Below are 12,028 nucleotides of genomic sequence, written 5' to 3' on the forward strand. Positions count from 1 at the left end.
TCAGGAGGCACGCCCATGAGCAGCACGTCTACCTTGCAAGCCAGCGCCGCGCGGCCGTCCGCCGCGAAGGTTCATCGCATCATTCTCGCGGCGTCGATCGGCAACGCGCTCGAATGGTTCGACCTCGTCGTCTACGGTTTTTTTGCGGTCACGATCGCGAAGCTGTTCTTCCCCGCGAGTACCGAAGCGATGTCGCTGATGCTCACGCTCGGCACTTTCGGCATCTCGTACCTGATCCGGCCACTCGGCGGGCTCGTACTCGGGTCGCTCGCGGACCGCGCCGGACGCAAGGCATCACTGCTGCTGTCGATCGGGCTGATGATGATCGGCACCTTGACGATCGCGGTGATGCCCTCATACGCGGCGATCGGCTTGTGGGCGCCGGTCGGCATCCTGCTGTCGCGTCTGATTCAGGGGTTCTCGGCGGGCGGCGAATTTGGCGCTTCGACCGCGTTTCTGGTCGAGCATGCGCCAGAGCGGCGCGGCTTCATGGGTAGCTGGCAGTTCGCGAGCCAGGGCCTCGCGACGCTGCTCGCATCCGGTTTCGGCGCGTTACTGACGAGCCAGCTAACGACCGCTCAACTCGAAGCCTGGGGATGGCGCATTCCGTTCTTTTTCGGTCTCGCGATCGGTCCGGTCGGCTTCTATATTCGCCGCTATGTGAACGAAGGCGCCGAGTTCGGCAAGGAGCCGAAAACCCACACGCCGCTGCGCGATCTGTTCGCCACGCAGAAGGTCGGTATGCTGCTCGCGGTCGGCTCGCTGGTGATCTCGACGGCAGCCAACTACATGATTCTGTACATGCCGACCTACGCGATCAAGCAACTGCATCTGCCCGCCTCGACCGGTTTCGCGGCGACGCTCGCGACCGGCGTCGTGCTGACGGTGCTGACGCCATTCTCCGGCCACTGGTCCGATAGCGTGGGACGCATCCGCATCATGGCGGCAGCCGCCGTGCTGATGCTGGTGACGGTCTATCCGACCTTCATGTACATGAACGCGCATCCGTCGTTCTCAACGATGCTCCTCGCACTGATCTGGATCGGCGTTTTGAAGGCGACGTATTTCGGCGCGCTGCCCGCGTTGATGTCGGAGATGTTCCCGACGCAGACGCGCGCGACCGGTCTCGCGGTCAGCTACAACATCGGCGTAACGGTGTTCGGCGGCTTTGCGCCGTTCGTGATCACGTGGCTGATCGACGCGAGCGGCAACAAACTGGCGCCCGGCTTCTATCTGATGTTCTGCGCGGTAGTGAGTTTGCTGGCGCTGTATGCGGTGCGCTCGACATTGAAAATCCGCTGAGCACGGTTGAAGCCTGCTTAACTGAATCAAACCACATCGCTGCCCCGGCATCGACGCCGGGGCAACTCAACTTCACGCCGACCCGACTTCAAATCAACCGCATCACGGCGCCGGATTCGGCTGCAACTCATGCAGCGCATCGATTTCCGCGAGCACTTCCGGCGAGAGTTTCACTTCGGCGCTGCCGATGTTTTCCTTCAACTGTTCGAGCGAGGTCGCGCCGATCAGATTGCTGGTCAGGAACGGCCGGCTGTTGACGAAGGCCAGCGCGAACTGCGCGGGCGACAGGCCATGGCGCCTCGCCAGTTCGACGTAACGCGTGGTCGCCTGAATCGCTTGCGGCTTGCTGTAGCGTTGAAAACGCTCGAACAGCGAGATGCGGGCGCCCGCCGGACGCGCGCCGCCTTCGTACTTACCCGACAGCCAGCCGAAGGCCAACGGTGAATACGCAAGCAAGCCGATATTGTCGCGATGCGCGTACTCCGACAGACCGACTTCATACGTACGGTTCAGCAGGCTATACGGATTCTGGATGCTGACAATGCGCGGCAAAGTGAGCTTTTCCGCTGCGCGCAGAAACTGTGCGACACCCCACGGCGTTTCGTTCGACACGCCGATATGGCGCACCTTGCCTTCCTTGACGAACTCGGCGAGCACCGACAGCGTTTCTTCGATCGGCACCGTGTACGCATCGTCGACCCAGGGATACGCGGGACGGCCGAACGTCATCGTGCTGCGATCCGGCCAGTGCAACTGGTACAGATCGACGTAGTCCGTTTGCAGACGCTTGAGACTATCGTTCAGCGCTTCGGTCAGATTCTTGCGATCGAACTGGTTGCCCGCGCCGCGAATATGGCGCGGATTATGCGGTTGACGCGCCGGCCCGGCGATCTTGGTGGCGAGCACGATCTTCTCGCGCGCGCTGCGATGCTGCGCGAGCCACGTGCCGATGTAGCGCTCGGTCGAGCCTTGCGTCTCGGGACGCGGCGGCACCGGGTACATTTCAGCTGCGTCGATCAGATTGACGCCGTGATCGAGCGCGTAATCGATCTGCGCGTGCGCGTCCTGCTCGGTGTTCTGCTCGCCCCACGTCATGGTGCCGAGACCGATCAGGCTAACCTGCACATCCGTGTCGCCGAGTCTGCGGTATTCCATCGAACTTGTCCTGTTGATTGTGTGAACGGAAAGCGCTGAAGTTACCACGCCGGCGCGATGCCTGCAGCGCGGCTAAAATGCTGCAGCAGCGGGCGGAGTCCCCGCCGGCATCCCGATCCTTTCCGTCGAAACACCTGCGATGAATCCCGAACACCTTGAACTGCTGGTCACGCGCGTGATGCCCTACGGAAAATATAAAGGCCGCCTGATTGCGGATCTGCCCGGGCACTATCTAAACTGGTTCGCAAGCCAAGGCTTCCCGCCCGGCGAAATCGGCCGGCTGCTGGCGCTGATGCATGAAATCGATCACAACGGCCTGTCGTCGCTGATCGAGCCCTTACGCAAGCGCTGAGCGCGTCGCCATGGAAGCGGATGAAGCACATTAAAGCCGGATGAAAGTTGTTGTGCAGGCAATTGAAGCGTGTACAAATTCACGCGGTCTTTGTCTTGACCCTCGCTAATCTGTGGTCTTAAATTCGCTTGAAACCCCGCATCCCTGCGCACGTTTTTTCGAGCGCTCGCACGTGACACAGCCGCCTCGACCATGCCTCACTTCAGTCTGATCGCTCTGCTGGATTTCATCGGTCACGACCTGTCGCCGGTGTGCGCCGTCATCGTGTTCTTTCTGCTCGGCTATCTGGTGGTCGGGCTGCCGATGCATTTCCGGCAAGGCGCGGCATCGCGCGATGTGTGGGGCACGGCGGCCGGCGTGACGATGGCCGCGGTCTATGCGGCATTCATCATCGGCGTGTACCCCGCTTTGCATCATTCGACCAGCTTGCTGCGGTAAGACGGTGCGGGTTTAGGCAGCGTCGATCCGATCGCGTCGTCACCCACATGACTGATTGATAGCCGTCAGCCAAGCGACGCCTTCGGCAGATGCCAGCCGTACGACACGGCGAGCACGCGCAGCACGAAGCACGCGACGTCGCCCGCCAATGCTGCGAGGCTCGGCGGCAAACCCGAGCGACGCGCGGCCACGACAACGAACGCCCCCGCAAAAGCCGCGGTTGCGTAGATGTCGGCGTGCAGCACGAGCGGCACGCCAGCGAGCAACACATCGCGAATCACGCCGCCGCCCACGCCCGTGACGGTGCCCATCAGCATCGCGACAAACGGACGAATCCCGAACAGCAGCGCTTTCTCTACGCCCGCAACGGCAAATAGCGCGAGGCCGGCCGCGTCGAGCACTGTGACGAGTCCGACGGGAAACTGCTGCACCGCCGAATGAAAAATGAACGTGAGCAAACCCATCGCGAACGTCAACGCCGGATAGCGCCAGTCGCGTATCGCGTTGGGTGGTGTGTCGCCGATCAACAGATCGCGGATCACGCCGCCGCCGAGCGCCGCGACAAACGAGATCACCATCACGCCCAGCAGATCGAGACCGCCACGCATCGCACTGAGCGCGCCTTCGACCGCGAAAACAAATGTGCCTGCAAGATCAGCCGCCAGAACGATCGCTTCGACGTTCGGCCTTACTTTTCGTATCGACAATGTCGGCATCGACGCATCACCCTTCTGTCCCCAAGTAGTCGAAAGAATAGCGAAACGCCGTGCGCGGGTGGAAAATTTGCGAGCCGGAAAGTGGTACGGTTTTGTGCAACTTGCTTCGCTCAGAGCGCCAGGTTCGCCGCTTCCGTTGGGAGGTCATGCAAATGGCCCGCCGCTGCCAGATGCGCGAGCAGGTTGGCGACGGCCTCATCGAGCGAGACATGGTCGGTTTTGATCGCGATGTCGGGTGTCAGCGGCACGTCGAACGGCCCGGAAATACCGGTGAAATCGGGGATTTCGCCGCGCCGGGCGCGTGCGTAGAGCCCTTTGACATCGCGCGCTTCGCACACATGCAATGGCGCGTTGATGAACACTTCGATAAAACCGTCCCCGACGATTTCGCGCGCCATGCGCCGATGCTGATGCTCAGGCGAGATCACCGCGGCAATCACGACGAAGCCCTCCTGCTTGAGCAGCGCCGCGACATGCGCGACCCGGCGCAGATTTTCAGCGCGGTCCGCGCGCGTGTAGCCGAGATCGGCATTCAGGCCGCGCCGCAGCACGTCGCCGTCGAGCACGATCGAGCGCTGGCCCGCCGCGGCGAGACGCTCGTGCAATGCGATGGCCAGCGTCGATTTGCCGGCACCGGACAAGCCGGTCATCCATACGACAACGCCGTGGATTGGGCTCATGGTTTGCGCTCCGGGTTGGCTGCCACGGCTGCAACGTCTGCAAGGTCGAAGCCGGGCGGCACATGCTCATGCGGGCTAAAGCCATCGGTGGCCGCCAGCGCCGGTCCCAAGCCATCGAACAGCGGTTGCAGGACCGCCTGCCGCGGCTGCCACCGCTGCACCGACGTCTTGTAGATCGGCCGGCGCACCTGTGCCGCACTTGCCGTATTCACCTGACGTTCGGTCTGGTGAAACGCGAGACAGCGTTCGTCCCAGTCGAGCCCACAGTGCGCCAGTATTCGACGGACATTGCTCTCCAGATTCTCGACGAGGTCTTCGTACTTGACCTCGATCATCACGCCTTCGGGCAGTACGCGTCGCCAATGCGCCATCAGCGCGTCGTATGCACGGTAGTAGCGGCCGAGTTCGCCGAGGTCGTAGCCGAACGGCACGTCATGAAAAATCCGCGAAAAAATCGACAGGCAGGTTTGCAGCGGCGAACGGCTGCTATGAATGAAGCGCGCGTTCGGCAACGCCAGGTGGATCAACCCGACGTTGATGAAATTGAACGGATATTTGTCGGTGAAGCGCATGTAGTGCTGTGCTTCGTGCTGCATTTCGGTGTCTGCTTCGTTGTGCACACCGGCCGCTGTGTCCGGCAACGCTGCATGTATGCGATGCAGGTAGTCGCCGCCCAGCGCACCGAGTTGCGCCGCGCCGGCGTCTTGCAATGCTTCGATATCGATTCGCAGCGGATCGTCGCGATCGCGCGCGATGCAGCGCACCAGCGCCTCGCCGAATTCCACACGCTCACCGGCGCCGAATACCTGCGGATGGCTTGCGAGAATCTGTTCAATCAAGGTCGAACCGGAGCGCGGCATGCCGACGATAAAAATCGGCGCCGCCGATGGATCGCCAAGACCGCGTTTGGCCGCCAGCACATCGGCGCTCAGCAGCTCAGGTAGATGCGCAAAAAGACTGAGCGACGCGGCTTCGTCATAACGCACGCCGGCGCGGTGCAGCGCATTGCCCTGCAAGAAGTGCTCGAACGACGCATCGTTGCGGCCCAAATCGAAGAGCGCTTGGCCATATGCGAAGTGAATCTCCGCCTGATTCTCCGGTGTCAACGAAGCCGCATTGCCGGCCAACTGCTCCATCGCGACGAACACCGGATCGTCGGCGCTCAGGCGCTTGGATTGCACGAAGTTGCGGTAATACAGCGGGACCTGCGGCGCGGCCTCGATCGCGCGACGATACGCTTCATGCGCCTCGTCGAAACGTCCGAGTGCTTGCAGACAGTTGCCCATGTTGTTGTGCGAACCATCGGCTTTCGGGTTCAGGCGAACCGCCTGACGATAGCAGTCCGCCGCCCGTTCGAGCCGATGCATCCGCTCCAACGTCCAGCCGAGGCCGTGGTGGAAATCGGTGTTCTGCGGGTCGAGCGCGATGGCTTCCTGATAACGGAAAACTGCTTCGGGCAAGCGGTTCAGCGTGGCTAACGTCGCGCCGAGCCGGTCGTAAATGGAGGCGTTGGCGGGATCGAGCGCGCGGGCGGATTCGAAACGCTCGAGCGCTGCTTCGAGTTCACCGCGAGCGGCATACGCGTCACCCTCGGCGCGCCAGTCTGATGCGGTAGCCGGCTGTGGATCGTGCTTCATTGACGGCTGGTTTTCGCAGGCTGCGCATAGCGCGGCCTGAGCAAAGTGGGAATGCGTTCTTCATCCAGCTTCAGCGCAGGCTTTGTCTGGATTCAATGCAAATTTGTCTGACGGAAAATTAACAGGCGCGAATTAAAGTTGCACTTCGTAAATTTAACCAACTATTACAGAACGCTAAGCTGGTAACGGCAAAGAAGGCAGCCCGGATGCCTGTCCGGCTTGGCTGAAGCATCGGTTCTAGCGATATGCGAGCAACGGCGGCACGCGTGAGCGGTAATCTGCGGACACAAATGGTGCTGAACTTGCAGTCATGCGGTTTTTCTCACTCCTATATGAGGGAGAAGATCGTGGACAAGCTCATTGGACCAATGGCTTTGTTGGCGATGGTGGCGAGTCTCACCGGATGCGTCGTTGCGCCGGGATACGACTATGCCTATGCGCAACCGTATTACCCTGGCTACGTGTATCCGTACGGTCCCGCGTATGCACCGGTCTACGGCACGATCGGCTTCTGGGGCGGAGGTTGGGGCGGCCCGTGTTGCTACCATGGCAACGGGCATTGGCACGGCGGCGGTGAGCACCGCGACGGTGGGCGTGGCGGCTGGCACGGCGGAGGCTACGGCGGTTACCATGGCGGCGGCAGTTCATGGCAAGGCGGCAGTGGCGAACATGGAGGACGTAGCCATTGAACCGCACTGCGATGAACAGCAACAGCGTGTGCTGTGACCCGATGGAGCATTGACTCCGGCTCGCCATTGCTCGCGCACCTCGGCGTTGCGCTCTTTATGTTTGAGCGCACGCGCGAGCATACCGGCGCTCAGTCAAACCTGCGGAAGATCGTCCATGGACTTTTCGATATTCCCGTCGGGGACCTCAGTGTCAATCCCATCGGGGCCGTTGGTATGCGCAACGATCTTGATTTTCGGCCCCAGAAATCTCACACCGCCGAGGGTAAAAAGGGACCAGCAAACGTCTCCCGCGTGGATCGCTTTGACCACCTCGACCACCTCGACAACCGCGGTCGGAGACAGCCAGTCATGCGTCTTCGGGTCGACGGGAGCCCAGCGCACGTGCGTGATACGGTCAGTTGCAGGGTTAAAGCGTACGCCGTCGATCGCAAACGTAGCCATATCTACCTCCATCATCCTGACAAAGGAATCTCAACATTATGCGCTGCTTCCTTTCGTGACTCTCCAGCCAGCCTCAATGCCGCACGCGGCTATGGATGGAATGTCAATCCGTGGGGGTGGCTGGTCGAGTTTCGGTTATCGACTGACGTCAGCCGTTGCCAACCAACGTGTCGACGAGGTCGTGCCCCGCGCGATAGGCCGCATCAAGCGCCTCTGCTTCGGTCTCAAAGATGTCGCTGAGTTCATAAAACTGCGTGCGCTGCCCGGCATGACGCAGATCGGCGCCTGGTCGACATACATACCCGTTGTAATGGTATGGGGTATCTGGCGCCGGAGGTCCATATGCAAGGATCGGCAGCACCCAGATCTCAAATCCTTTGTAGTCGATTTTTTCCCACATGGATACCTCCAACATCAGGATCGCGGGACCGCCGCGCGCGGCTATGGCGGGGACATCAACCCGTGGGTGTGGATGATCGAATTTAAGAGACTGTACCGATGCTAAAGACCTGTTTCGTACTTGCGCGCCCGCTCATGCCCAAAATCGGATGCGACGTCCATAGCCTCGGACTCGGTATCGAATTTCGCCTTGATCCTGTGTCGCGTGTGTGGGACACGATCGTGGGAAAGATCCGCTTTTCTATGGAAATCGACGAAGCCTTCTCAATATGGCGCTGATCCATACCATTTGCAATTACGCCGTGCGCTGGGGTGTGAGCAAGGCGACATCACGACGAAGCTCGAAAACCGCGACGAGGATGCATATGATTTCGCCGCGCACGCAAACCCGGGCACAACGCATCGGCACTACGATCGACGCAAAGTGAAGGTCGCGAAAGCGGCAGAGTGATTTCCGAAAACAAAAAAGCCGTTCCGAATTTTTCATTCTGGAACGGCTCTTAAGGTGCAACTATTCGAATCTGCTGAATTCTTTGGGGTGGCTGATGGGGCTCGAACCCACGACAACAGGAATCACAATCCTGGACTCTACCAACTGAGCTACAGCCACCACTGACATCTGCTTGACTCACCGAGAAACTTGGCTCGTCGATGAAGAAACGAGATTATACGAACAAGAATCTCGCTTGCCTAGTCCTTTATTCAAAAATTTCGACTGGCTCACGCAGATGCTGTCTTGCCTCGTCAAAGATGGTCAGATCGCGCGCGGCCAGACGCTTGCTATCGGACAAAACACGACGCCATCCACGCGCGCCGGCCTCGCCGCGATACAGACCCAACGCATGGCGCGTGATCGCGCCGAGGTACGTGCCCCGCGCCATTTCCGCCGCGCAGTATTCAATCAGCTTCGCTTCGACCTGCTCGCGCGTGAGCGGCGCATCCGTCGAACCATAGAAGCGCGCATCCACGTCGGCCAGCACATAGGGGTTGTGATACGCCTCGCGTCCGAGCATCACGCCATCGACGTGTTGAAGATGCGTCTCCACTTCATCGAGCGTCTTGATGCCGCCGTTGATGATGATCTCCAGGTGCGGGAACTCGCGCTTCAACTGATACGCGTACTCATACTTGAGCGGCGGAATCTCGCGATTCTCCTTCGGACTCAAGCCCTTGAGAATCGCATTGCGTGCGTGCACAACGAACACGTTGCAACCGGCGTCCGCGATCGTGCCGACGAAATCGCGCACGAAGCCATACTCCTCGACCGCATCGACGCCGATCCGATGCTTGACCGTTACCGGCACCGACACTGCATCGCGCATTGCCTTCACGCAATCGGCGACGAGTTGCGGCTCGTTCATCAGGCAAGCACCGAAAGCACCGCGTTGCACGCGCTCGGAAGGACAACCGCAGTTCAGATTGATCTCGTCATAGCCCCATTGCTCGCCGAGTTTCGCCGAGCGCGCGAGGTCGTCGGGCTCGCTGCCGCCGAGTTGCAAAGCGACCGGCGCCTCTTCGGGCGTGAACGCCAGATGGCGCGGCACGTCGCCGTGCAACAACGCGCCGGTAGTCACCATTTCCGTGTACAGCCACGTATGGCGAGATATCACACGATGCAGCGAGCGGCAGTGGCGATCGGTCCAGTCCATCATGGGCGCCACTGAAACGCGGCGCGGACTGGGAGTTTGAGTTGGGGACATGGTGCGGCCAGACGGCGTAAATCAAAGCGCAATTTTACCGCAAGTGGACAGATGCCCTGAGAGCACCGGCGAAAGTGCCGGCATTCCCGCAAGACCGCCCATAACCCGCTTGGCCAACCGGGTCTTTCGGATCGGAAAACGCCTGGTTGGCGGGGTCGGAACGCCGCCCAGCCTTGTCTTATATACCTCTGACAGATTATTCCAGTATCGAGAATAGTAATTTCAGATTATCGGTACAAATTTTCGATAGTAGGGGTATACACTGCCTTCCATCGACGTTGCAGACACACCTCACAGGCCCCTGCGACGCCTTCTAGAACTGAAGTCGAACGTTATTGGAGTCATACCATGAAGACCAAGCTTATCGCTGCCCTGCTGGTTGCTGTTTCCGCCTCGATCGCCGCCCCCGCTTTTGCTAGCGGCTACGGTCCGGCACCGTTCTATCGTCCGTCGGTCGGTGCACCGGCTTCGCAACAAGGCCAGAACGCGCAAACCGTCGCCGCTGAACGTACCCAAGCCGAATCGAACGCATACGGTGGCGTGCAGACCGTGTCGTCGCAATCAGGCACCCGCGAACCGGTTTCGGGTCCGCAATCGGTTTTCTTCGGCCACTAAATCGTTGCCGTTGTGTCTGCTGTCCGCAATGGGTAGCAGGTGAACTGGGCGCCGCGCATGAAGGATTTAATGCCGGCGCCCAGTCGCGTTTACGTGGCTTAAGTGGCTTAAGTGGCTTTTCAGCAGTTCTCTAAGGCCCATCAAGCGGCCAGCCCGCTGTCGATCACCTCACGCGCCGCCCGAATCGCCGCCTCGGCCGCGGCATGCTCGGTGGGCCACAAGCTGTCGATGTGCACAAGCCGCCAGTCGACCACCACCGCCTCGCCTCGCAGCACCCGAAAATGCGCTTTGACACCGGTGAGCACCTGTTCGACCGCGACCTCTATGTCGTAGTCCTGATAGCGCTCCTCGTAGTCGCCCATATCGAGGCCCTTCGGCTGCATATTCGCCTCCGTGGTCAAGTTGCAGCGTGCACGCGGCCATGCTTGAGCGGCGGGCCGTCATACTGGCTCGCAAATGAAATTCACCCGCCCAGCCCTTACCGAGCGATCAATCGCAATCGCCCGAAAGGTACTGCCGGCCGTTGCAGGTGATCTCGACATCGCCGCCGCCGGCTTCGGCGACGAGGCCGCCCGCCAGCAACTCGGCCGCGACGGTCTGCGCGAGCTTCGGCGCAGACTGTCCGACGCCGACGTCGTTCAGACGCCGCAATGCTTCGATCGCTTCGGGACTCAATGACTTCGACATGGCCATCTCCGTCGTGACGCTCAATTCATCCTAGCAAGTTTCCGGTGCTTGCGCAGGGGCGCGTAAACGCAAACTACGCGCAAACCACGCGCAAACTACGCGCAAACCACGCGCAAACTACGCGCGCACCGCGTGGCGGCGCGCCAAAGCGCCGGGAATCGAAGATCGAAGCGGGCCGGCGAATTTTCCGTGCAACGCCGGGTCTATCTCACGAGCACTACAGCAACGAAAAAGCAGGGAAAACCAGCAAGCGGCATCGCAAAGGAGGATCAGATGAAACGAAGCAGATGGGCAGCGCTGACGGCGAGCGTCACGTTCGCGGCATGCGGCGCGTGTGCTACTGCCGCGCTCGCGCAAACGCCAAATCCGGCACCGCAGAATAGCGGCGCATCGATGGCAAAGCCGCCGGGGGCGAGCGGCTCGGTTAATCCGGACAAACTACCGATGGTCAAGCGCCCACGCAAACCGACTAACGACAGGTTGATGCACGAACCGCCGGCCAGCAGCGCCAACGCGAAATAGCGCCGGCGCGCGTGGCAACGGTATCGGCGAAACAACACGTCGCGCGGTTTACAGGCGCGCGATCGACACCTCCGTCGACTTCACCAGCGCGACCACTTCCGAGCCGACCTTCAGCTCGAGTTCGTCGACCGAGCGCGTGGTGATCACCGAGGTAACGATACCGAACGGCGTATCCACATCGACTTCGGATACTACCGGCCCGCGGATGATTTCCTTGGGTAGGCACACTGCGGGCACCAGTGCCCCCTGACCACCACCGCCGGCTTCGTTGACCAGACGTGCCCCAACAGGCACTCCCACTGCAGCGGTTGTCTCGTCGACACATACACGTCGTACAGACAGCGCCCGCCACGGCTGGCTGCAATCTCGCGCATCATTTCTATGCCCAACCGGTGCCGCTCGTGATGACACCGCTGGCACCAGTGCCGCTTCGCGACCCGCGCCGGCGACATCCATTCGTGCCCGTTCGCGCAGCGCCAGCGCAAAAGCTGATTCTGGTTTTCGTAGGTTGCGGACAGGCATTCGCCCCCATGGCTGGCCGCCAGCGCCTGCAGGTCATCCATCGTGAAGCGCGGGCGCCGGGGTTGTTTCTTCGCGCAGACATCGCACCATGAGGAATTGCTTTTCACGTTGCCAGGCGTCGCCCACCATCGGTGCCCCTGCGCGCATTCCCATTCCAACGGCGTGCGGTTGTT

General features: G+C 60.8%; 16 protein-coding genes and 1 tRNA gene. 6 read left to right on the plus strand and 11 right to left on the minus strand.

Annotated features, from left to right (window positions below):
• Positions 1–15: 15 nt before the first annotated feature.
• Positions 16–1,302, plus strand: coding sequence for an MFS transporter (locus tag WN982_RS12610; RefSeq protein WP_341312333.1), 1,287 nt, complete (start codon positions 16–18; stop codon positions 1,300–1,302).
• A 102-nt stretch (positions 1,303–1,404) separates the two neighbouring features.
• Here WN982_RS12610 and WN982_RS12615 read toward each other — a convergent pair whose 3' ends face one another.
• Positions 1,405–2,457: an NADP(H)-dependent aldo-keto reductase gene (locus WN982_RS12615; RefSeq protein ID WP_341312334.1), complete on the minus strand. Its 1,053-nt coding sequence runs from the start codon at positions 2,455–2,457 to the stop codon at positions 1,405–1,407.
• A 139-nt stretch (positions 2,458–2,596) separates the two neighbouring features.
• On the opposite strand from WN982_RS12615, the gene WN982_RS12620 reads away from it, so the two are divergent.
• Positions 2,597–2,809, plus strand: a complete 213-nt coding sequence (locus WN982_RS12620; protein ID WP_006048800.1) for a DUF3820 family protein — start codon at positions 2,597–2,599, stop codon at positions 2,807–2,809.
• A gap of 192 nt (positions 2,810–3,001) precedes the next feature.
• The gene (locus WN982_RS12625; protein ID WP_341312335.1) at positions 3,002–3,247 is read left to right on the plus strand and encodes a hypothetical protein; all 246 of its coding nucleotides are present in this window, start codon (positions 3,002–3,004) and stop codon (positions 3,245–3,247) included.
• 65 nt (positions 3,248–3,312) lie between these two features.
• On the opposite strand, the gene WN982_RS12630 is transcribed toward WN982_RS12625, so the two are convergent.
• From WN982_RS12630 to WN982_RS12640, 3 genes are all read right to left on the minus strand, one after another.
• Complete coding sequence (locus tag WN982_RS12630; protein ID WP_341312336.1) at positions 3,313–3,963, minus strand: trimeric intracellular cation channel family protein; 651 nt, start codon at positions 3,961–3,963, stop codon at positions 3,313–3,315.
• Between the two features lie 110 nt (positions 3,964–4,073).
• A complete protein-coding gene (gene cysC / locus WN982_RS12635) occupies positions 4,074–4,643 on the minus strand; it encodes an adenylyl-sulfate kinase (protein ID WP_341312337.1) in 570 nt (189 codons plus the stop codon).
• A complete protein-coding gene (locus WN982_RS12640; RefSeq protein ID WP_341312338.1) occupies positions 4,640–6,280 on the minus strand; it encodes a sulfotransferase in 1,641 nt (546 codons plus the stop codon). The genes cysC and WN982_RS12640 overlap by 4 nt, the downstream gene beginning before the upstream one ends.
• 347 nt (positions 6,281–6,627) lie before the next feature.
• Here WN982_RS12640 and WN982_RS12645 point away from each other — a divergent pair, with 347 nt between their 5' ends.
• Positions 6,628–6,969, plus strand: coding sequence for a hypothetical protein (locus tag WN982_RS12645; RefSeq protein WP_341312339.1), 342 nt, complete (start codon positions 6,628–6,630; stop codon positions 6,967–6,969).
• A 132-nt stretch (positions 6,970–7,101) separates the two neighbouring features.
• On the opposite strand, the gene WN982_RS12650 is transcribed toward WN982_RS12645, so the two are convergent.
• The 4 genes from WN982_RS12650 to dusA all read right to left on the minus strand — a co-directional run bounded on the left by WN982_RS12650 (position 7,102) and on the right by dusA (position 9,458).
• Positions 7,102–7,410 carry a hypothetical protein gene (locus tag WN982_RS12650; RefSeq protein WP_341312340.1) on the minus strand — a complete coding sequence of 103 codons (309 nt, stop codon included), beginning with the start codon at positions 7,408–7,410 and terminating at the stop codon, positions 7,102–7,104.
• Between the two features lie 148 nt (positions 7,411–7,558).
• A complete protein-coding gene (locus WN982_RS12655; protein ID WP_341312341.1) occupies positions 7,559–7,810 on the minus strand; it encodes a hypothetical protein in 252 nt (83 codons plus the stop codon).
• Between the two features lie 533 nt (positions 7,811–8,343).
• Positions 8,344–8,419: transfer RNA gene (locus WN982_RS12660), tRNA-His, on the minus strand.
• A gap of 88 nt (positions 8,420–8,507) precedes the next feature.
• Positions 8,508–9,458, minus strand: coding sequence for a tRNA dihydrouridine(20/20a) synthase DusA (dusA, locus tag WN982_RS12665; RefSeq protein ID WP_341312342.1), 951 nt, complete (start codon positions 9,456–9,458; stop codon positions 8,508–8,510).
• 399 nt (positions 9,459–9,857) lie between these two features.
• Between dusA and WN982_RS12670 the strand changes: the two genes are divergently transcribed.
• Entirely contained in the window at positions 9,858–10,124 is a 267-nt protein-coding gene (locus WN982_RS12670; protein WP_341312343.1) for a hypothetical protein, read from the plus strand.
• A gap of 140 nt (positions 10,125–10,264) precedes the next feature.
• On the opposite strand, the gene WN982_RS12675 is transcribed toward WN982_RS12670, so the two are convergent.
• Together WN982_RS12675 and WN982_RS12680 are read right to left on the minus strand one after the other, a co-directional pair.
• Positions 10,265–10,507, minus strand: a complete 243-nt coding sequence (locus WN982_RS12675) for a DUF6566 family protein (RefSeq protein ID WP_341312344.1) — start codon at positions 10,505–10,507, stop codon at positions 10,265–10,267.
• A gap of 106 nt (positions 10,508–10,613) precedes the next feature.
• The gene (locus WN982_RS12680) at positions 10,614–10,811 is read right to left on the minus strand and encodes a hypothetical protein (protein WP_341312345.1); all 198 of its coding nucleotides are present in this window, start codon (positions 10,809–10,811) and stop codon (positions 10,614–10,616) included.
• A 273-nt stretch (positions 10,812–11,084) separates the two neighbouring features.
• Between WN982_RS12680 and WN982_RS12685 the strand changes: the two genes are divergently transcribed.
• Positions 11,085–11,333 (plus strand): hypothetical protein, encoded by a 249-nt coding sequence (locus WN982_RS12685; RefSeq protein ID WP_341312346.1) that lies wholly within the window; start codon positions 11,085–11,087, stop codon positions 11,331–11,333.
• A 48-nt stretch (positions 11,334–11,381) separates the two neighbouring features.
• Here WN982_RS12685 and WN982_RS12690 read toward each other — a convergent pair whose 3' ends face one another.
• On the minus strand, positions 11,382–11,573 hold the full coding sequence (locus tag WN982_RS12690) for a TOBE domain-containing protein (protein ID WP_341315782.1): 192 nt from the start codon (positions 11,571–11,573) through the stop codon (positions 11,382–11,384).
• Positions 11,574–12,028 lie beyond the last annotated feature (455 nt).

Source organism: Paraburkholderia sp. IMGN_8, assembly GCF_038050405.1.
Classification (GTDB): Bacteria; Pseudomonadota; Gammaproteobacteria; order Burkholderiales; family Burkholderiaceae; genus Paraburkholderia.

What these genes read in the sequence shown, in the direction of transcription:
- WN982_RS12610 (WP_341312333.1), top strand. Translation starts at nt 16, where the DNA reads ATGAGCAGCACGTCTACCTTGCAAGCCAGCGCCGCGCGGCCGTCCGCC.
- WN982_RS12615 (WP_341312334.1), bottom strand. Translation starts at nt 2,457, where the DNA reads ATGGAATACCGCAGACTCGGCGACACGGATGTGCAGGTTAGCCTGATC.
- WN982_RS12620 (WP_006048800.1), top strand. Translation starts at nt 2,597, where the DNA reads ATGAATCCCGAACACCTTGAACTGCTGGTCACGCGCGTGATGCCCTAC.
- WN982_RS12625 (WP_341312335.1), top strand. Translation starts at nt 3,002, where the DNA reads ATGCCTCACTTCAGTCTGATCGCTCTGCTGGATTTCATCGGTCACGAC.
- WN982_RS12630 (WP_341312336.1), bottom strand. Translation starts at nt 3,963, where the DNA reads ATGCCGACATTGTCGATACGAAAAGTAAGGCCGAACGTCGAAGCGATC.
- cysC (WP_341312337.1), bottom strand. Translation starts at nt 4,643, where the DNA reads ATGAGCCCAATCCACGGCGTTGTCGTATGGATGACCGGCTTGTCCGGT.
- WN982_RS12640 (WP_341312338.1), bottom strand. Translation starts at nt 6,280, where the DNA reads ATGAAGCACGATCCACAGCCGGCTACCGCATCAGACTGGCGCGCCGAG.
- WN982_RS12650 (WP_341312340.1), bottom strand. Translation starts at nt 7,410, where the DNA reads ATGGCTACGTTTGCGATCGACGGCGTACGCTTTAACCCTGCAACTGAC.
- WN982_RS12655 (WP_341312341.1), bottom strand. Translation starts at nt 7,810, where the DNA reads ATGTGGGAAAAAATCGACTACAAAGGATTTGAGATCTGGGTGCTGCCG.
- dusA (WP_341312342.1), bottom strand. Translation starts at nt 9,458, where the DNA reads ATGGACTGGACCGATCGCCACTGCCGCTCGCTGCATCGTGTGATATCT.
- WN982_RS12670 (WP_341312343.1), top strand. Translation starts at nt 9,858, where the DNA reads ATGAAGACCAAGCTTATCGCTGCCCTGCTGGTTGCTGTTTCCGCCTCG.
- WN982_RS12675 (WP_341312344.1), bottom strand. Translation starts at nt 10,507, where the DNA reads ATGCAGCCGAAGGGCCTCGATATGGGCGACTACGAGGAGCGCTATCAG.
- WN982_RS12680 (WP_341312345.1), bottom strand. Translation starts at nt 10,811, where the DNA reads ATGTCGAAGTCATTGAGTCCCGAAGCGATCGAAGCATTGCGGCGTCTG.
- WN982_RS12685 (WP_341312346.1), top strand. Translation starts at nt 11,085, where the DNA reads ATGAAACGAAGCAGATGGGCAGCGCTGACGGCGAGCGTCACGTTCGCG.